14 protein-coding genes and 3 pseudogenes are annotated in these 19068 nt (G+C 70.1%); 7 read left to right on the top strand and 10 right to left on the bottom strand.

Annotated features, from left to right (window positions below; all coding sequences use genetic code 11):
• Positions 1 to 80: 80 nt before the first annotated feature.
• Positions 81 to 323 carry a hypothetical protein gene (locus ACFZCP_RS35800; RefSeq protein WP_391436481.1) on the bottom strand — a complete coding sequence of 81 codons (243 nt, stop codon included), beginning with the start codon at positions 321 to 323 and terminating at the stop codon, positions 81 to 83.
• 95 nt (positions 324 to 418) lie between these two features.
• Here ACFZCP_RS35800 and ACFZCP_RS35795 point away from each other — a divergent pair, with 95 nt between their 5' ends.
• Entirely contained in the window at positions 419 to 979 is a 561-nt protein-coding gene (locus ACFZCP_RS35795; protein ID WP_391436477.1) for a TetR/AcrR family transcriptional regulator C-terminal ligand-binding domain-containing protein, read from the top strand.
• 190 nt (positions 980 to 1169) lie between these two features.
• Positions 1170 to 1256: pseudogene (locus tag ACFZCP_RS35790) on the top strand (winged helix-turn-helix transcriptional regulator); the annotation flags it as partial.
• Between the two features lie 4 nt (positions 1257 to 1260).
• On the opposite strand, the pseudogene ACFZCP_RS35785 reads toward ACFZCP_RS35790, so the two are convergent.
• A pseudogene (locus ACFZCP_RS35785) lies at positions 1261 to 1461 on the bottom strand (winged helix-turn-helix transcriptional regulator); the annotation flags it as partial.
• A 115-nt stretch (positions 1462 to 1576) separates the two neighbouring features.
• On the opposite strand from ACFZCP_RS35785, the gene ACFZCP_RS35780 reads away from it, so the two are divergent.
• Complete coding sequence (locus ACFZCP_RS35780; protein WP_391437102.1) at positions 1577 to 2542, top strand: alpha/beta fold hydrolase; 966 nt, start codon at positions 1577 to 1579, stop codon at positions 2540 to 2542.
• Positions 2543 to 2770: 228 nt separating this feature from the next.
• Here the strand turns inward: ACFZCP_RS35780 and ACFZCP_RS35775 are convergent, their stop codons facing one another.
• The 3 genes from ACFZCP_RS35775 to ACFZCP_RS35765 form a co-directional block, all read right to left on the bottom strand.
• A complete protein-coding gene (locus ACFZCP_RS35775; protein ID WP_391436472.1) occupies positions 2771 to 4045 on the bottom strand; it encodes a hypothetical protein in 1275 nt (424 codons plus the stop codon).
• A gap of 260 nt (positions 4046 to 4305) precedes the next feature.
• On the bottom strand, positions 4306 to 4848 hold the full coding sequence (locus tag ACFZCP_RS35770; protein ID WP_391436466.1) for an MOSC domain-containing protein: 543 nt from the start codon (positions 4846 to 4848) through the stop codon (positions 4306 to 4308).
• A 62-nt stretch (positions 4849 to 4910) separates the two neighbouring features.
• Positions 4911 to 5843, bottom strand: a complete 933-nt coding sequence (locus ACFZCP_RS35765) for a methyltransferase domain-containing protein (RefSeq protein ID WP_391436461.1) — start codon at positions 5841 to 5843, stop codon at positions 4911 to 4913.
• Between the two features lie 458 nt (positions 5844 to 6301).
• On the opposite strand from ACFZCP_RS35765, the gene ACFZCP_RS35760 reads away from it, so the two are divergent.
• Positions 6302 to 6808 carry an NUDIX domain-containing protein gene (locus ACFZCP_RS35760; RefSeq protein ID WP_391436453.1) on the top strand — a complete coding sequence of 169 codons (507 nt, stop codon included), beginning with the start codon at positions 6302 to 6304 and terminating at the stop codon, positions 6806 to 6808.
• Positions 6809 to 7029: 221 nt separating this feature from the next.
• On the opposite strand, the gene ACFZCP_RS35755 is transcribed toward ACFZCP_RS35760, so the two are convergent.
• Positions 7030 to 7503 (bottom strand): nuclear transport factor 2 family protein, encoded by a 474-nt coding sequence (locus tag ACFZCP_RS35755; protein WP_391436449.1) that lies wholly within the window; start codon positions 7501 to 7503, stop codon positions 7030 to 7032.
• Positions 7504 to 7865: 362 nt separating this feature from the next.
• Here ACFZCP_RS35755 and ACFZCP_RS35750 point away from each other — a divergent pair.
• Positions 7866 to 8051: pseudogene (locus ACFZCP_RS35750) on the top strand (helix-turn-helix domain-containing protein); the annotation flags it as partial.
• A gap of 1314 nt (positions 8052 to 9365) precedes the next feature.
• Here ACFZCP_RS35750 and ACFZCP_RS35745 read toward each other — a convergent pair.
• Both ACFZCP_RS35745 and ACFZCP_RS35740 read right to left on the bottom strand, forming a co-directional pair.
• On the bottom strand, positions 9366 to 11309 hold the full coding sequence (locus ACFZCP_RS35745) for an ATP-binding cassette domain-containing protein (protein WP_391436445.1): 1944 nt from the start codon (positions 11307 to 11309) through the stop codon (positions 9366 to 9368).
• Positions 11306 to 12199, bottom strand: coding sequence for a phosphotransferase (locus tag ACFZCP_RS35740; RefSeq protein ID WP_391436434.1), 894 nt, complete (start codon positions 12197 to 12199; stop codon positions 11306 to 11308). Before ACFZCP_RS35740 ends, ACFZCP_RS35745 begins: the two co-directional genes overlap by 4 nt.
• 1130 nt (positions 12200 to 13329) lie before the next feature.
• Here ACFZCP_RS35740 and ACFZCP_RS35735 point away from each other — a divergent pair.
• Complete coding sequence (locus tag ACFZCP_RS35735; protein WP_391436430.1) at positions 13330 to 15300, top strand: KUP/HAK/KT family potassium transporter; 1971 nt, start codon at positions 13330 to 13332, stop codon at positions 15298 to 15300.
• 469 nt (positions 15301 to 15769) lie between these two features.
• Positions 15770 to 16336, top strand: coding sequence for a universal stress protein (locus ACFZCP_RS35730; RefSeq protein ID WP_391436427.1), 567 nt, complete (start codon positions 15770 to 15772; stop codon positions 16334 to 16336).
• Positions 16337 to 16355: 19 nt separating this feature from the next.
• Here ACFZCP_RS35730 and ACFZCP_RS35725 read toward each other — a convergent pair whose 3' ends face one another.
• Both ACFZCP_RS35725 and ACFZCP_RS35720 read right to left on the bottom strand, forming a co-directional pair.
• Positions 16356 to 18899 carry an ATP-binding protein gene (locus ACFZCP_RS35725; RefSeq protein WP_391436422.1) on the bottom strand — a complete coding sequence of 848 codons (2544 nt, stop codon included), beginning with the start codon at positions 18897 to 18899 and terminating at the stop codon, positions 16356 to 16358.
• A gap of 1 nt (position 18900) precedes the next feature.
• A partial coding sequence (locus ACFZCP_RS35720) for a winged helix-turn-helix domain-containing protein (RefSeq protein ID WP_391437097.1) occupies positions 18901 to 19068 on the bottom strand: 168 nt, incomplete at its 5' end.

The following is a 19068-nucleotide window of genomic DNA, read 5'->3' as shown; positions in this document are numbered from 1 at the left end:
TCCTCCGCGGTCCGTCACTTCGGTGATGCGGCAGGCGTCACCCCCGGACCTGAGATCGAAGGGCTGAGTTGATCGGTTCTTCAGTGGGTTTGGCGGTCGCGTCCAGGGAGGAGCGGCACGGTGCCGAAGCCGTCGGCCAGGGCGCCCGGGGTGCGAGGGAACGGGTGACGATGGTGATCGACGGCAACGGTGACGAGGGTGGTGCTGAGGACGACGGCGAGGGCACCGACGATGACCGTGAACGCCTGGCGCCCCACGGCGGGATCGATGCGGTCGGGAGTCGGCGCCCGGGACGCGGTCCCGGCCTCGTGGAGAGTGCTCATGCACAGCGGCCTTAAGATACAGTGTTCTATCTTCCAATGCTCACGGTAGGGTGCAGAGATAAGATAGGCAAGTCTATTTAAAGGACGTGTGCACGATGGCCGAGCGGCGACGCGGAGCGGCACTGGAGAAGGCGCTCCTCGATGCGGCCTGGAAAGAACTCACGGCGAACGGCTACGCCAGGTTCACCATGGACGCCGTCGTCCGGCGCGCGGGCACCAGCCCTCCCGTGCTCTACCGCCGCTGGTCCGGCCGCGACGACCTGATCCGGGCAGCCATCACCCACGTCCTGGAGCAGTCCCGGGTCGACCTCCCCGACACCGGGAGCCTGCGCGGGGACGTCCTCACTCTGATGCGGACGATCAACGCCACCCGCGTCCAGCACGTGACCGTCATGAGCGCACACCTGGCCGGCTATTACCAGGAGACGGGCACCAGCCCCGCCGACCTCCTCGCCACAGGGCACGAGAAAGCCACCGACGTGCTCTTCGACCGCGCCGCCGCCCGCGGCGAGATCAATCCGGAACACCTCACCGAACGCATCAAGTCCCTCCCCTTCGACCTGCTGCGCCACGAAATCCTCACGACCTTCGCCCCCGCGCCCGATCACGTGCTCGAAGAAATCGTCGACACGATCTTCCTCCCCCTCGTACGCTGAGGCGAAGGTGTTGATCGCGGTGGGGTCCCGGCCGCGCGCAGACTCACCGCGTTCTTCGCCGCCGCTGCGGCTGGAACGGCTCGGTCCCGCCCGGCGCCGGACACCGGGCTCGTGGTCGACGGCGCAGAGCGGGCCACCAGGACGTCCCGCCGCAGGTAGTCCCGGAGTCCCGGAGCGTGAGACTTGCGGGCGGAGCCTCACTCACGACGGCCTGGTCTCCCGTCGTGTCGAGCCGACCGTTCCCCCGCGCGTGGACTACCGGATCACCGGACGGGGACGGCCGACAGCATCTTCTGCGATACGCCGGGGATCCTGCGCTGCAACTCGGCGAACCGCACCGCCTGCGGAGCGGCCTCGGGCAGCACCTTGATAGCCATGGACGTCCATTTCGTACCGACTCTGTCCAGCAGCCGACGCGTCGGGCAGCCCGGATCGAAGAGGTCACTGCGCGTGGGAAGGGCACCCGTGGGTGAGGTGGTCACCCGGAGCTCACCACCTTTCGGGAAAGTACCCTCTTGGCGCGTCGAGTCCAGTCACCTAGCTTCAGCTTGTAACCGTCAGTTACTGCTAGGAGCCGATGTGACGCCCCAGGCGCCCATGCCCTCACCCGCCCGCCGCACCGCCGGTCCGGACGTTGATCCGCAGGTGGATCCGGACGTGGATCCGCACGTGGATTCGGATGTCGATCCGGACGTGGAAATACGCACCGTCGCCGTGGGCGGTGTGGCAACCAAGGTGGCTCTCTCCGGCGAAGGTCCCGCCCTCCTGCTGCTGCACGGCTTCCCGCACTCCTGGGAGGTGTGGCGGGCGGTCATCGGCCCGCTGGCCCGGCGCCACCGGGTGATCGCACCCGACATGCGGTGGCTGCGCACCGGCAAGGCAGCCTCCCTCGAAGAGCCCACGGCACAGGACTACGACGCCGCGACGCTCGCGCGGGACGCAGAGTGCCTGCTGGAGGCGCTCGGCGCGACGGGCGCCGCGGTGGCCGGCATAGACGCGGGAGCCCCTGCCGCCTTCCTGCTCGCCCTGCGGCGCCCCGACCTCGTGCGGCGCCTGGTGTTGATGGAGTCGCTTCTCGGCGGTCTGCCGACCGGCGGTCCAGGCAGCGAGCAGCCCGCAGCGGGCGGGCCCCGGTGGTGGTTCGGCTTCCACTCCGAGCCCGGACTCGCGGAATCCGTGCTGACCGGTCACGAGGACCGGTACATCGGCTGGTTCCTCGACAACGGCACGCTCGGTCGCGGCGTCCCCAGCGCGCTTCGTGAGGCGTTCATCGCCGCCTACACCGGCGAGGACGCCTTGCGCCGCGCCTTCTCCTACTACCGCGCCCTGCCGAGCAGCGCCCGGCAGATCAGGGATGCCACGATGACGGCCCGGCTCACGATGCCCACCATGGCCATCGGGGCACACCCCATCGGTGCCGCGCTCGAACAGCAACTGCGCCCGATCGCCGACGACCTGACGGGCCATGTCATCGAGGACTGCGGTCACATCATCCCGCTGGACCGCCCTGACGCCCTGCTCGCACTGCTCCAGCCGTTCCTGGCGGCTGACATCGTTGTGTGAGGGCTCTGCTGCGCGCATCACCGCGGCGTGGAGCAGGGTCCTTCGGCGACACGCACGGAGCGGCGACGGGCCGGCGACGGGCCGCGGTGGTGCCGGCGCGCGGGGCGGCACCCCTCGGCGCCGGGCGGCGCTGACCTCGGTCAATCGACCCACAAGCACAGGTATCCCGACTCACGGCCTCATGGCCGCACGCGGTTGCAGGTCAGCCGGGGCCGCCGGCAGTGAGCCTCAGATGGGGAACATCCCGGGGAACGCGCCGTGACCGACGCCTGGTGCGGTGAGGGCCAGCCAGCCGTGGCCGCGCACCGCGGTGTCGGGGCCGACCTCGCCGGGGTCGACCGAGAGAGACCCGCAGGCGGACCGGGCTCCGGCGGTGCCCGCGTTGGCCGGGACCTCGTCGTACTCAGGGGCGAAGTCCGGGTCGTCGACCGCGAGGGTCTCCCACGGCAGCGGGTCGCCCTCCCATTCGGGGTCGCTCTCGGCGGCGTACTGACGGATCACCCGGCCGTTCTCGGCGACGATCCACACGTCGGAGCCGCCGGCGTCGTCCAGGAAGAAGAACTGGGCCTGGCCGCAGTGGACGCTGACCCGCTCGACCGTCTCGATCATGCCGTCCCAGGGGTCGCCGACGAGCAGGTCGAAGGGGCCGAAGACGAGCCGCCAGCCGTCCAGCTCCGGGGTGACGAAGGCCCGCCCCACCGTGTGGCCGGCGCCGTCCGGCCCGGGTAGCCGGATCTCCTGGCTCTCCGCAGCCTGGACGCCCGCGGTGACCGTGACGGGCCGCCGGTCGTGCAGGTCCAGGGCCTCGAAGACGCCCTCGTACGACGCCCCGGGCACGGCCATCCACCAACCGCTGAGGGTCGACGACGGGAGCCTCGGGGTCTCGTGCGGGATCTTCACCCGTATGAGCCGCTCGATCGCCGCGCGATCGCGGTCGTCGAGCGCGTCGGCGCCGCCGCCCGCCACCAGCGCCGCCATCGCGCCCCGCCGGATCCGCGGGGACGCGGCCGGGTCGCGGCGCAGGGAGCGCAGCCGCGGCCGGAAGGGTTCGTGCAGCAGGCGGGCGTAGTCGGAAGCCTTGTAGGGGATGAGGCGGCCGCGGGCATGGCTTTGCACCAGGGCCCGCAGTCCGGCCTCAGAGTCCGTCCGCAGCCTGAGCAGCCCCTGGAAGCCGTTGCCCGACCTTCCGTAGTTCGGATCGGCCGCCAGGGCCGCGTACTGGTCGGCGGAGCGCTCGTCGAACACCCCGAGGAGGCGGCCCGCCTGCCAGTCCGTCACTTCCTTGCGGCCCCATGCCTCCAGCAGGGCGTCGAAGGCCGGCGGCCCGACGAGTCTCAACACCCGCATGACCGGCTCCAGATCAGCAGTCCGCTGCACACCGGCCAGACCCCGCAGCAGCGTCGGCACCACGCTGTCGGCCTGCTCCGTCAGCTCTGCGGCCGCGGCGTCCACGCGCGCGGCGTCGCCGCTCTCCAGGTCCGCGAGAAGGGATTCGATCTTCATGCGGCAGCACACTAGCCCCGTCCGCTGACCGCACCCTGCGGGGGCCGTGCACCGGAGCTCGACGCGGACGGAGTCGTGGTGACTCCAGTGACGGCGCTCTTCCCAGAACTGCCGGCACGCAAGGGCGACAGCTCGCCGAGATGTTGGTGTGCGACGCCGCAGAGGACAGGACGAGCCATGGCCGCCCGGGCCTGCTTGATCTTCACACCACAAGAACCCACGCGGCCATCCCTCTGTCATGGCCTGCCTGGAACGGTGGCTCAGACCCGCTCCAGCGGCCGATGCGGCCCGTCCGGCAGCTCCACCTTGATCACGTCTCCGGGGCGCACCACGCCTCCTTCTGTCACGATGCCCATGATTCCCGCCTTGCGCACGATGTTGCCGAGGTCATCGCGACCGACGACCTGCTTCAGCAGCCCGTCCTGGAAGTTGTCGATCTGCAGACAGGGATTCCGCAGGCCGGTGACCTCGACCACGGCCTCGGCGCCGATGCGCAGCAGCGTGCCCACCGGCAGACGGAGAAGATCGATGGCACGGGTGGTGATGTTCTCCCCGAGCTCGCCGGGGGCCACCCGGAAACCTGCCTCACCGAGTTCGTTGAAGAGTTCTTCGTGGATGAGGTGCACCTGGCGAAGGTTCGGCTGGGTGGGGTCCTGCGCGACACGTGAGCGGTGCTTGACCGTCACACCAGCGTGAACGTCCCCTTCCACACCCAGGCCGACGAGCAGGGTGATGCTCTCCCTGTTCGGCTTCGTGAACGAGTACTCGCTGTTGCTGCTGACCGCCGTCACTACCCCACTCATGTGCGGAATCCCCCTCTTCGCAGCCACGATCCACCCAGAGCCTAACTCTCAGCGCTCAGCGCTCAACGACCCACGTCCCACGTCCCACGTCCCACGTCCCACGTCCCATTGCAGGTCGGCCCGTTGTCGGACGGTCGATGGATTCTCCGCCGCCCGACGCGCAGCACGCCGGTCAGCATCGGGAGGGTGAACTCGCCGGCGCCGGTCTCCGGTCGGCTCGCGAGATAGGCGCGGGTCCGGCCCAGCACGGCCTCCCGTTCCTGTTCCGGCATGACGAGCATGCCCGCCTTCGTCCCGAGGGTCGCGACGAGGGAGTCGGCGGTCCGGCGCTGCCCGTGCGGGAACTCTGCTCGTTCCGGCGAGTCGAACCGGGCGCCCCCGCCCGTCCTGGGAAGGTCCATGCCGGCCGTCGCGGCACGCCAACCGGCGGGCACGTCGCGCGGGCCGATGGCCGCGCTCCCGCTGACCCGTGCCAGCGCGGCCACCCAGTCGACCCGGTCGTCGAAGACGTTCCACAGACCCGCCAGAACCCCACCGGGTGCGAGGACCCTGGCAATCTCGGGTCCCGCGACGTCCATGTCGAACCAGTGCATGGCGTTGCCGGACAGCACGGCATGGACGGACGCGTCCGGGAGCGGTATCGCCTCGGCGCTGCCCTGCAGGGCGCGAACGTCCGGGAGGCCGCGGCGCAGTTCGGCCAGCATCGCCGGATCGGGCTCGACCGCGACGACGTCGACGCCCAGCGCGGCCAGTGTGCCGGTGAGCTTGCCGGTCCCGGCGCCGAGGTCCAGCACTCGCGGGCCGGGCGCGGGTTCAAGTGCCCAGCGCACCGCGGCCTGCGCGTAGTCCGGGCGGTGCTCGGCGTAGGCGCCCGCCGCGGCACCGAACGACGAGCTGTGAAGCAGCCATTCGTCCTTCTGAAGCTTCTGCTCGGTGGGCCCACGACCACGCGCGAAGTCCTGGTGGTGCTCCGTGCCGTCGCCGGTCCGCCTCATCGCAGCTCCTTTGCCAGCGGTCTGTGCGAGGTGCACTGCTCGCGGCCAGTCGGACAGGGTTCACATCGTCCGGGCGCGCAAGCTATCGATGCGATATATCGAACAGATGCATCGACAAGATATGCACTGCCACGCTACGACGCAAGAGCCCCCTCTTCACCGACGAAGGAGCATCTGCTGACTCACCGACGTCTGTTGCGCGCCACTGGGCCCCCGTCAAACGGCGCTGCTGTCCACGTAGTTGTGCATCCGATGCCGCGACAGCCCCCTGCTGCGGGCTGTCCCAGAGTCGGCGAACGGCTTGCAAGGCGACGGAACGGCGCTAAGCAGTTGCAGGACATGAAGATTCCCTGGCCTGCCGGGGTGAGGTAGTCGCCGCCCCCTCTCGTGCCGCCAGGCGGATTCGCTCCCCGTGTGCACGGCATTTCGTTGTCGGAGGGGCCTGCGATGGTTGGCTCATGGATGAGATGGATGAGTGGGTCGAGCAGGTCGACGAGCACGACCAGGTATGTGGGGTGGTGCTCCGCCGAGAGGCCGTCCAGCGGGGCCTGCTGCACCGCGTCGCCGTGACGTTGTGCCGCGATCCCGGCGGACGGATCCTCGTTCATCGACGGTCCGAACGGGCCTCTCGTTTCCCTGGCCACTACGAGGTCGTGGTCGGCGGGGCCGTCGCTGTGGGTGAGTCATATGAAGCTGCCGCTGTCCGGGAGTTGGCGGAGGAGTTCGGCGTTCGAGTATCTGTCCGCCATGTGACCACATTCCTTAATCAGCATGGTCTCAGTCCTCACTGGCTCGGTATCCACGAGGCGCTCATCTCGGTCGAAGTAGAGCCGGATCATGACGAGGTCGTGTGGCATGAATGGCTGACAGAGAGCGAACTCTTCGCCTTCATGGAACAGCGACCGTTCACTCCGGACAGCAGTGAAGCCCTTCGCCAGTATCTGGCGGCCCGAGGCGATCGTTGACGGTCGGCCAAGACAATGGGCGATGAGCACGGGGCCCCGTGATTCGAGAAGCCGTGTGGGAAGGACCTCCCATGCATCTCAAGCTGCCGTTCGACGCGGTCTGGGCGCTGGACGAAAAGGGCGCGGCACGACGGTGCCGCGAGGGCAACGACCGAGGTCAATCGGCGGCGGCAACAGTGAACTCGGCGCCCGGGCGCCACGGCCGACCCTGCGACGCGTCTTCAGGCAAATGTCCTCAAGACGTCCTCGCCGTCCGTCCACCAGACGCCGAGCCGCTGGCGGACCAGGAGCCAGCCGTCGGGACCCGAGCGGAATTCCCAGTCGTAGGGGCCGCCCATGGCATAGGGAGAGGAGGTCCGGCCGGGTGTGGTGACGGCGACGAACCACATGTAGCCGATTCCCGTTGCCCGGTCTCCTTCCAGGTCGACATGCATGTTGAGGATGTGGTGCTGCATGCTGGCGTAGGGCGATTCCGCCTCTTCCACCTTCGCCCGGATCGCCTCCTTTCCCTCGATCGTCTCCCACGGCCCGAACTCCAGCACCGCATCCTCGGCCCAGCAGTCGATCCAGGTCCGCCAGTCCTTGCGGTCCAGCGCCCGCCACCCGCGGATCAGCAGACCACGCAGGGCTTCCTTGTCCTCCAGCACCTGCAGCCTGTCGGCCAGGGCATCCAGTTCGCGCACACCGTTCGTCATGCCTGTTCCTGTTCCTTCCTGATGGGTCATAGGACGATCACCGCGGACCGGACGACGATTTCGTTCCCGTCGACCTGCGCAGCCTCAGAAGGGGCGTGCGCAGTGGCCTCTACGACGGCGGAGGCAGGCAGGCAAGCAAGCAAGCAAGCAGCGCCATAGCGCGTTGCGCCGCCGCTGCGCCGCCATCACGTCTTCATCGCCTCTCGCACGGTGGGTCCGGAGATGGCATCGGCCAGTTCGGGGGCGTAACGGCCGTCTCCGCTCGGCCTTCTGTGCTGCGGGGGGGGTCCCGCGACACCGAGTCTGCGCAGGTCCCGGGCATCCCTCCAGGGCGTGTGCTGCCTGCGGCCCAGCCTGGATGCATGACCGACAACCACTTGGGAGAGTTCCTGCGCGCACGCAGGGCGGGCCTGCAGCCGCAGGACGTCGGCATCGCGAGCCACGGCGTACGCGAAGTGAGCGGGCTGCGCCGCGAAGAAGTCGCCGTCCTGGCCGGGATGAACTCGGACTACTACACCCGCCTGGAACAGGGACGCGAGCGCCCCCCTCGGGCCGGAGGGCGGGGGCAGGAAGCATTCTCCGGGCAGGACAGCCTGACCTCTCCGCTGGAAGCCGACGAGTGCTCGATTGGCCAACTGGTCGTCTTCGTTCGGCAGTCCGACACGACGCACGGTCACCTGTCCGGGAGGAGAAGCCAGACTTCGGAGAAGGCTAGGCCGTGGTCATGGGTCACCACCCCGCACGGGCAGCCCAGTGAGATCACGCGCCAGTCGCAGGTCACCGTCCACGGCCCGCCCTTGCCACCACACGCCGGGCAGCCGACCGTCTCGGCCGTCCACACTCCGAAATCGGGTCTGCGGTAACGACGGAAGCATCCCGCGTACAGGACCTGCCAGGGCTCGACCGGGGGCGTGAGCGGGACGGTCCCAGGCAGACTCGTCGAGGCCAGCGCGGCGAACACCGCGATCAGGTCCGGGAGCAGTGCCTCGCCCGCCTCTGTTGGTGGTACGCCCGGGCCGTCCGCCGTCTCCGCAGGGGTCCCGTATCTCGGGGCCGCCGCTGCGCGCGGTGGGTTCGGGGTGGCGTGCCAGGGCAGGAAGGCGCGGGCGACCGCGGCAAGGAGCGCGGCCGCGGGCGGGGTGACGGCGCCGGCGTCGAGGTGGTGGAGGGTGGTGCGCAGGAGGCGTTGGAGTCGCCGGTCCCGGTCTACGGCCGCTGTCCGGCCGGTCGCTCCCCGCCGGAAGGGAAGCGGGGCCGTAAGACGGTCCAGGACGGCTGCTGCCGCTTCGGAGTCTGCCGCAGCAGGGCGCCACTCCCCGGCGGACAGGAGGTGCCGTGCCCTCCCGACCTCACGGGTCAGAGAGCGTGTCTGCAACGGCCCCGGGCCACAGGCTGCCTCGTGAATCTCGTGCCCACGCTTCATGGTCCCCTCTTCCCCCTCCCCTCGTTCCTGTGGCTGCCACTACGTGCCCGGTGCGCCCACCGCGAGGTCGGTGGATATCCCATCACACAGGCGGATTGCGTCTTTGGGAGGCGCTGCATGCTGATCGATGGGGGTTCGCCGGCGCGTACAGACGGGAGTGCGATGGCACGATCTGCCAGTGGAGTACGGCCCGTGGCAGAGGGACAACAGGCTCCGCCCATCCGCCTGCCCGTTCTCGCCGGCCCCCCTCCATCCGCCCGTCCATCCGCCGTCCGCCCGTCCATCCGTTGGGCAGGCAGCGGTCCGTGCGGCAGGCGCTGCCTGCCGTGGGTCAGGCGCCGTACGGTCCAGTTCCGGCGCTGGTGCCTGCACCTGCCCGTACCGCTGGAGGAGGGGCCGTGCCCTCGGTGTGGCACGGCCCCGTGGTGTGGATGGATGGTCAGCGGTCCTGGGCGAGGGCGTGCAGCTCGCCCAGCAGGCTTCCCTCGGTGGCGACGAGGTCCTCGAAGCAGCCCTCCTCGCGGATTCGGCCCCGGTCGAGGACGATGACCCGGTCAGCCATCTTCACGTTGTCGAGCCGATGGGTGACCACGATCGTGATGCGGCCCGGGGCCATCGCACGCAGCTCGCGGAAGATCTGGTGCTCGCCGCGGGCGTCCATCTCACTGGTCGGCTCGTCCAGTACGAGAACCGCCGGCTCCCGGTACACGGCCCGCCCGCACGCCAGGCGCTGCCATTGCCCGCCGGACAACTCGTGCCCGCCCCAGACCGACCGGGCCAGCAAGGTGTCGAGTCGGCCCGGGAGCGCTCGTAGCGCGTCGCCCATGCCGACCTGTTCCGCGACCGCCCAGACCCGGTCGTCGCTGTGCTCCTGAGGCTGGCCGAGCGTGATGTTCTCCCGTGCCGCCAGCGGCCAGTGACCGTTCTTCTGCGGGACGAGACCGACATGCCGCCACACCGATTCCGCGTCCGCGGTGGCCAGGTCGGTGTCGTCCCACAGGACCGCGCCCTCTGAGGCCGTGGTCAGCCCGGTGAGCAGCCGGATCAGCGTGGACTTGCCGGCGCCGTTCTCGCCCACCAGGGCGACGACCTCGCCACGGTTGAGGGTGAGGGTGATCGGATGCAGCGCCGGGGTGTCCTTGGACGAGTAGGTGAAGCCGGCGGCCTGTAGTCGGATCCGCTGGGGTGCCTCGACCTGCGCGGTGCCGCGGTTCATGGCCATGGACCGGACCTCGTCGACGAACTCGTAGTAGTCGCTGAGGTAGAGCCCGTGATGGAACATGACCGCTCCGTATCGCACGATCGAGTTGAGTGCGCGCCCGGCGGTCTGTGCAGCGACGACGGCCGTGCCCGCGATCGCCGCGGACATGGCGCCCGCGAGGACCAGCGCAGCCAGCGAAGCCCACATGCCCAGGGTGAACACACCGGCCAGCGAGGCGGCGAGCAGGGTCACGAGCAGGTACGGGCGAGCGCCCTCCAGTTCCCGGCCCTCGACCCGGTCGCACATCGTCCGGTACCAGAAGTGCAGGTAGGGCCTCATGGTGTTGGCGCGCAGCTCGTCGGCGAGATCCGCGGTGGTCAGCCACCAGCGCATCATGCCTCTCACATTGCGGGCGGAGATGGTCCGGTCATGGACGCGGTAGTCGATGCGCGCGGCGATCACACCGCCCAGGCCCCGCGGGACGACGGACAGCAGCAGCACGCCCAGGAGCAGCGGATGAAGGGACGTGAGGACACTCGCCGCCGAGACCAGCTGGACGAGGCCGTTGGTGAGTGTCTTCGCGTCGTCCGCGAGGTCCACGGCGCGCAGCGCACCGATCTCCGCGGCCTGGCTGCGATCGGTGAAGCCCTCCGTGTCGTAGGCGGAGAGCTCGGCGCGCATGTGCAGGTCGACCAGGGTGAGGTCGGCGACCGAGGCGATCTTCGGATTCAGGCGCCGCGTCGCCCAGTCCGCGAGGATCCACATGATCGCCCCGGTGGCCATCGCCAGGACCGCGACGGTCAGCGCCGGCCACGCGTGCACCAGCCCCTGGCGCGGCGGGGAGGCGGTCAGTTTCGGCAGGGCACTGGCGACAGCGCCGAGCATCACGGCCGTCCCCGCGCCGGACAGCAGCTGGCAGACGACGATCGTGATCGCCATGCGCCGGTCGACGGCCCAGGCGAGCCGGGCCGTCTGCGCAAGCGCCATGGGGATCCGCCGGGCCATGTCCCACAGGGTCGCGTCGTCCATGGCTCGCCGGTGTTTGCGCCCGTTGTAGTCGAGTTCGGGAGGCGCTGCCGGTTGCGGAGTCCCTGCCCGCGCCGCCGGGACCGCCACCGCCTCACCGGCGTCGGGCATCGCCTCGGCTGTGGGAACCACGTCGTTGTCCTGCTGCGATGTCATACCAACACCCCCGTCGTGAGCCGGTCCAAGGTGCGCCGTCCACGCGCGGCAGCAGCGGGATCGTCGTGCGCCGGGCCCCGCATCAGGCAGCGCACGGCATCCAGCGCCGCCAGCCCCTTCAGCGCGTGCTGTTCCTCGGGTACCAGATCGCGCCCGTAGCCCTGGAACCACGCAGCGCGCAGGTCGGGCCGATCCGCCCAGATCCCGCAGCTCATCACCACGAAGTCCTGGACCGCGGTCGCGAACCGTGACCGCTCGAAGCCGATCCAGGCGGCCTGCCCCAGCTGCCGGGACCACAGGAGGTTGCGGGGCCGCGCGTCGCCGTGGATGAACGCCAGCGGCAGTGGTGGCAGACCGCGCAGTTGGTCGGCGAGGAAGCGCACCAGCTTGTGCTCCGTCGGTGTCAGCACGTCGTCCGCCTGTCGCAGGAGCTTGTCCGCGCTGTCGGCCGCGGCCTGCAGCGCCTGCTCGGCCTCGATACGACGGGGGCCCCAGAGGTCTCCGGCCGCGTGCAGCAGAGCCAGCAGAGCGCCGCCCTGCCGGTGCGCGCGGCGTTCCTCGGCAGGCGTCGCCGTGAGCATCGTCGGCGGAGCACCGGAGACGGCGGTCAGCAGCAGAGCCAGGTGCTCGGCGCTGGAGGCTCGCAGCTGCGGTGCGCGGCCGGCGCCGAGCGCGGGAACCGCGTGACGCAGGGCGAAGGTCTCCCGCTCGTACAGCGCAGGCTTCGGCGAGACTTTCAGGTAGAACCGGACGCCATCACGGCGGCCGAGGGCCCGGACGCGGGAGTTCGCCCGGGGGTGTGAAGGATCCTCTGCAGCGGACACTTCACCACCGAGTTCTTTGGCGGCCCAGGCGAGCAGGGCCGGCGAGGGCAGGGTCGGGTCGGTCATGCACCCCACCTCGTGGACGGGCGTGATGCGGATGCGAACAGGGCACGGCGGGCGTCAGCCGGGCGCCGGAGCACGGTCGGGGAGATGGCCCGGGCCGGAGGGTTTTCGAACACAGGCTGAGGGGCGGTGAGTACGAGCACGGGATTCACGGGTTCTCCTCGGTTGGGGAATGGGGTTGAGCACTCCGGACAACGGCCCTGGTGACAGGACCGATACGGGTCGCATCGAGCGAACGATCGAATGAACGTTCCATGCAGGGCGGGGTGGTCAAGTGGCTTCGGCCTGACCGGCTGGCACCTGCGCGTTCGATTCACCCGTCAAGGGGACGGCGATGCGGCCGTAGCCCGAGCGGGGGATTGCGGCACGACGGCATCGAGTGCACGGGACTCCTTCGGCGAGGTGCGGATGTGGTCTGCGTACGGGCACCCTCGTGCACACCACTGACAATCAGCGGGGAACGGGACCGCGTTCCGGACAGTCCGCGGGCGAGCCCCGTCGGTGGGCCGGCGGGAGGCGCCCAGCCCCTGGCCTGGGCCGAAGCCGGAAGAAAGGATTCTCGAATCGCTGGGCGTCGTCCCGTGGTTGAGCGGCAGCGGGAATGGCTTGATCTACGTGCACCCGGCGGCGACCACGCCGCGGCCCCGGGTGTCGACACCGCGCCAGGGCGTGTCGGCGGCTGCCCTCTCGGCCTTCGCCACCGGAACGCCGGTGGCGTTTCACCCGCGAGCCGCCGGGCCTCTCACGTGGAGGCGTGGCGGCTCACGCAGGGGCTCGGGCAGGAGGCTGACGCACAGCCCGGAGGCGATCTGGCTGAGCAGGCCGATGAGGTCATCGGCCACGGCATGACTGCGTGGAGAGAATCCCGCCTCGCTGCAGACAGGGCGGCCAGTGACAACTCGTCCGCCGTTCTCACGGCGCGTCATTTTCCGGGAAGGCAGCGGTGAATGCGTTCACGAGAGGCCTTCGCCGACGCCGCCGTGCCCGACCCCACGCTGCAGCGGGCAAACGGGGCGTCCGCCACCGGCACCCTGCGGCCGGGCCGCAGCCATGCACCGGTTTTCGCTCCGGCGATCGGTATCGTCCGCCCCACCGGGTCTGCTGCGCGACCGCCCGCGTGGAGGAGGATCACCATGGCCGATCGCTCGCGGGGAACCGCGCCCGGCGACGGATCCGCGGCGCATGCGCCCGAGCCCCACGGCACGGGCGCGCACGACACGGTGCGCCTCGCGCTGGTGATCGGCGCGCTCGGTGTGGTCTTCGGTGACATCGGGACCAGCCCGATCTACACCCTCCAGACCGTGTTCAACCCGAGCGACCCGCACCCCGTCCCCGTCACCGTCCAGAACGTGTACGGGGTGGTGTCGCTGGTGTTCTGGTCGGTGGTGGTCATCGTCCTGGTCACCTATGTGCTGCTGGCGATGCGCGCCGACAACGACGGCGAGGGCGGCATCATGGCGCTGATCACCCTGGTGCGGCGGTGGGGGTCGCAGCGGAGCCGGCGCGCGGCGGCCGTCCTCGCCGCACTGGGCATCTTCGGCGCCTCGCTGTTCTTCGGCGACAGCATGATCACCCCGGCGATCTCGGTCCTGTCCGCGGTCGAAGGGCTCAAGGTCGTCCAGCCCTCGCTGGAGAGCGCGGTCGTGCCCATCACCGCCGTGATCATCGTGCTGCTGTTCCTGGTGCAGCGCCGGGGGACCGCGGCCGTGGGACGAGTGTTCGGGCCGGTCATGATCGTCTGGTTCGTGGTCATCGGCGCCTGTGGTGTCGCCGGCATCGCCGATCACCCGGCCATCCTCAGGGCGCTGTCCCCTATCTATGCCCTGGGCTTTCTGTTCGGTCACTTCGGCACCGCCTTCTTCGCCCTGGCCGCGGTCGTACTCGCGGTCACCGGCGCCGAGGCGCTCTACGCCGACATGGGGCACTTCGGCCGCCGGTCGATCAACCGCGCCTGGCTGTTCTGCGTCTTCCCGGCGTGCGTCCTGAGCTACTTCGGGCAGGGCGCCCTGATCCTCGCCGATCCGCACAACATCAGCAGCCCGTTCTTCCTGCTCGCACCCGACTGGGGCCGGCTGCCGATGGTCGTGCTGGCCACGGCGGCCACGGTGATCGCCTCCCAGGCCGTGATCACCGGCGCGTACTCGGTCACCTCACAGGCCGCCCAGCTCGGCTATCTGCCGAGGCTGCGGATCGCGCACACCTCCGAATCCACCATCGGCCAGATCTATGTTCCCTGGATCAACTGGCTGCTGATGGTCTCGGTCCTCACCCTGGTCTTCGCCTTCCGCAGCTCCGCGGCGCTGGCATTCGCGTTCGGTATGGCTGTCACCGGCACCATCACCATCACCACCCTGCTGTTCTTCTACGTCGCCCGCGCGAAATGGGGCACGCCGAGGTGGCTGGTCGCCCTCGGCGCAGCTGTGCTGCTCCTCGTGGACCTGCTGTTCGTGGCGGCCAACCTGACCAAGCTCGTCCACGGCGCATGGCTGCCGCTGCTGATCGGCATCACCGCGTTCACCGTCATGACGACCTGGCAACGCGGCCGCGAGCTCGTCACCGCCCAGCGGGCCCAGCTCGAAGGTCCGCTGCCCGAGTTCGTCGACGACCTCCGCTCGGGGAAGGTGCCGACGCTCCGGGTACCCGGTACGGCCGTCTTCCTCAACCGGGGCAAGCAGACTGCTCCCTTGGCCATGCGGGCCAACGTCGAGCACAACCACGTCCGGCACGACCAGGTCGTGATCCTCGCCCTGGAGACCGAACCGGTGCCCCGCATCCCGGACGACCAGCGGGTCGTCGTCGACGAACTCGGCTACAGCGACGACGGGATCATCCACGTGACCGCCCGGTTCGGCTACATGGAGACTCCGGACGTGCCCGGCACCCTGGCGATGCTGGACCCGGCCCGCACAGAGGGTGCGTTGCAGCTCGACCAGACGTCGTACTTCCTGTCGAAGATCGACCTTCGGCGCGGCGACTCACCGACGATGGCTCCCTGGCGCAAGCGGTTGTTCGTCGCCACCTCCTACATCACGGCCGACGCCGCCGAGTACTTCGGCCTCCCCCGCGATCGCACCGTCATCATGGGCTCGCACATCGACGTCTAGGCGGACACCGGTCACGTCGGGCCGATGTGATGCGGTCGAGTGGCACACGTCCCCGTACCGGACGGGAGCGTTCGAAAGCGATCCGATACGACCGGATGCCGGCACGTGTCCACCCATCTCTTCTGCGTCCTGAGTCCTGTTTCCTGCCTCCTGCCTCCTGCCTCCTGCCTCCTGCGGGACAGCAGGGGACGGAGGCGGAACAGGACTCGCCGTAGGGGTTGTGCCCGGCGTGTCTGTGATCCCGGCATGCCCTTCCGGGACGCGTCCCTTCCGAGGCACGCCGACGATCCGCGCGCCCTTGACGGGATGCTGACGCGCCTGGTCAGAGGCGTGGAAAAGGTCGTCAGAAGGGCGCCAAGAACTGGCGTACGGACTGTTCGAAACCCCTCGGGCGCGGTGAGATTGCAGTGGTTCCAAGATGGATCGCCGGACGGGAACCCCGGCCGGCGTGTGCAGAACGGTGAAAGAGATGTCCGAGTCCCAACCGCCTCCAGCAGCCCGCGTCGTGGTGGGAGTGAGCGGCTCGCTGGGCAGTCTCACCGCCCTGCGCCGGGCCGCCGAGGAGGCCGGGCGCCGCGGGGCCGAGCTGTGGCCGGTGCTGGCCTGGGAGCCGCCCGGAGGGGACCATGCTGCCCGCAGGTTCCCCGCCTCGGCCGTCATGGTCCAGGAATGGGAGCGGCTGGCGCGGGAGAGGCTGGTCGGGGCACTGAGCGAGGTGTTCGGCGGCCCGGACACCGGGCTGCCCGGGCAGGGACTCGTCGTCCGGGGCACCCCGGGACCGGTGCTGGTACAGATCGCGGACCGCAAGGACGACATCCTGGTGGTCGGTGCCGGACAGCGGAGCCTGGTGCACCGGATGCTGTCGCCGTCGGCCGGCCGCTACTGTCTCGGCCACGCCACCTGCCCCGTTCTCGCGGTACCGCCGTCCCCACTGCAGGCAGCGCTGACGGCCGTACACCGCCGCAACACCTGGCGGCTGCGGCTGAACACGCGGGACCTGCAGAGGGAGTTCGAGGCCGTGCCGCCCGCCGCCTGAAGCGGCGGGGTTGCGGACCTCAGGACGTGGCCGCCGCCGACAGGTCCGGCTGTTCCGGACGCCGGTCCGGTGCCGTCGGCACGGTGAGCACCATGGTCAGCCCGCCGCCCGGAGTGTCCTCGGCGTGCAGGGTGCCTCCGACGGCCTCCGCGAAGCCACGCGCGACCGCGAGGCCGAGACCGACACCCACCCCGCGGGGCGAGTCGCCGTACCGCTGGAAGGGTTCGAAGATGCGGTCCTTGGCCTCGTCCGGGACGCCGGGCCCACGGTCGACGATGCGCAGTTCGACGCGGTCGGCCAGGGCGCTGGCGGACACCAGCACCCGCTCCCCCGCCGGGCTGTACTTGACCGCGTTCTCCACGACGTTGGCGACGGCCCGCTCCAGCAGCCCCCGGTCGACGTGCACCATGGGCAGGGTCTCGGGGATGTCGAGTTCCACACTGTCCTCGGGCACCCCGCCGAGCGCCATGGGCACGATCTCGTCGAGGTCGCTCTCGCGGATGATGGGGGTGACGGTGCCGGTCTGCAGCCTGGACATGTCCAGCAGGTTGCCGACCAGGTTGTCGAGCCGGTCGGCGCCCTCCTCGATGGCCTCCAGCAGATCGGCCCGGTCCTGTTCGGACCATTCGACGTCGTCGGAGCGCAGCGAGGTGACAGCGGCCTTGATGCCGGCGAGCGGGGTGCGCAGGTCGTGGCTGACGGCGGCGAGCAGGGCGGTCCGTATACGGTTGCCCTCGGCCAGTTCCTTGGCCCGGTCGGCCTCACTCTGCAGGCGCTGGCGGTCCAGGACTACGGCGGCCTGCGCGGCGAACGCGGCCAGCACCCGGCGGTCGGCGGCGGGCAGCACCCGGCCGCGCAGGGAGAGTGCCATGTGGTCGCCGACGGGGACGTCGACGTCCGCGTCCTCCGGGATCCCGGCGGGCCCCGGTCCCACACTTCCGGCGCAGGTCCAGGGGGCGGTTTCGCCGGTCCGTTCCAGCAGGGCCACCGACTCCATGCCGAAGGTCTCGCGCACCCGCTCCAGCAGCGCCTCCAAGGTGGTCTCGCCGCGCAAGACGTTTCCGGCGAGGAAGGAGAGGATCTCGGACTCGGCGCGCAGCCGGGCCGCCTGGTGGGTGCGGCGGGCGGCGAGGTCCACCACCGAGGCCACGGACACGGCGACCCCGACGAAGATCGCTATGGCGACGATGTTCTTCGGGTCGGCAATGGTCAGGGTGTGGACGGGTGGGGTGAAGTACCAGTTGAGCAGGAGGGAACCCACCACCGCCGAGGCCAGCGCCGGGAAGAGGCCGCCCAGCAGCGCCGCCGCCACCGTCAGCGTCAGGTACAGCAGCATGTCGTTGGCGAGGCCGACGGCCGGGGCGGCGCTGGTGAGCAGCCAGGTCAGCAGGACGGGGCCGAGCACGCCGACGAGCCAGCCCCAGATGACCCGGGAACGTCCGAGGCGTGTTCCCGGAGTCACCGGCAGCCCGCGGCCCTTGCCCACCTCGTCGTGCGTGATGAGGTGGACGTCGAGGTCGGGACCGGAGTCCCGGGCCACCGTCGCACCGACCCCCGGCCCGAAGATGACCTGCCAGCTGCGGCGGCGGGAGACACCGAGGACGATCTGCGTGGCATTGACGCCACGCGCGAAGTCCAGCAGCGCGACCGGTATGTCGTCACCCACCACGTGGTGGAAGGTCCCGCCCAGGTCCTCGACCAGCGTGCGCTGGACGGCGAGCTCCTTCGGGGAGGCAGCGGTCAGGCCGTCGCTGCGGGAGATGTAGACGGCGAGCACCTCGCCGCCCGCGCCCTTCTCGGCGAGCCGGGCGGCACGCCTTATCAGGGTGCGTCCCTCGGGGCCGCCGGTCAGGCCGACCACGATCCGCTCCCGCGAACCCCAGATGGTCGACACCCGGTGCTCACGGCGGTACTCGTTCAGGTACTCGTCGACCCGGTCCGCCACCCACAGCAGCGCCAACTCGCGCAGCGCCGTGAGGTTTCCGGGGCGGAAGTAGTTTGCGAGGGCCGCGTCCACCTTGTCCGGCTTGTAGATGTTGCCGTGCGCCATGCGGCGGCGCAGCGCCTCGGGGGACATGTCGACCAGCTCGATCTGGTCGGCGCGGCGTACGACCTCGTCCGGGACGGTCTCCTGCTGCCGCACCCCCGTGATCGACTCCACCACGTCGCCCAGCGACTCCAGGTGCTGGATGTTGACGGTCGAGACCACGTCGATGCCGGCCGCGAGCAGTTCCTCGACGTCCTGCCAGCGCTTGGTGTTGCGGGAGCCGGGGATGTTGGTGTGCGGAAGTTCGTCGACGAGGGCCACCCGAGGACGGCGCGCGAGGACGGCGTCCACGTCCATCTCGGTGAACGTACTGCCCCGGTACTGGATCTCCTTGCGCGGAACCTGTTCCAGACCGTGCAGCATCACCTCGGTGCGCGGCCGATGGTGGTGTTCCACGAAAGCCACCGCGCAGTCGGTGCCCCGCTCGACACGGCGGTGGGCCTCCGCCAGCATCGCGTACGTCTTGCCGACGCCGGGTGCCGCGCCGAGGTAGATCCGGAGCTTGCCACGTGCCATGTCATCCCTCGAAGCGGTAGCCCATGCCGGGCTCGGTGATCAGATAGCGGGGGTGGGAAGGGTCCTGTTCCAGCTTGCGGCGCAGCTGGGCCATGTAGACCCGCAGGTAGTTGGTCTTGTTGCTCTGGGAGACGCCCCAGACCTCCTGGAGCAGCTGCTTCTGGGTGAT

The organism is Streptomyces sp. NPDC007971 (assembly GCF_042958635.1).
Classification (GTDB): domain Bacteria; phylum Actinomycetota; class Actinomycetes; order Streptomycetales; family Streptomycetaceae; genus Streptomyces.
Note: the sequence above shows the minus strand (reverse complement) of the source record. Positions and strands in the feature narration are given on the sequence as shown.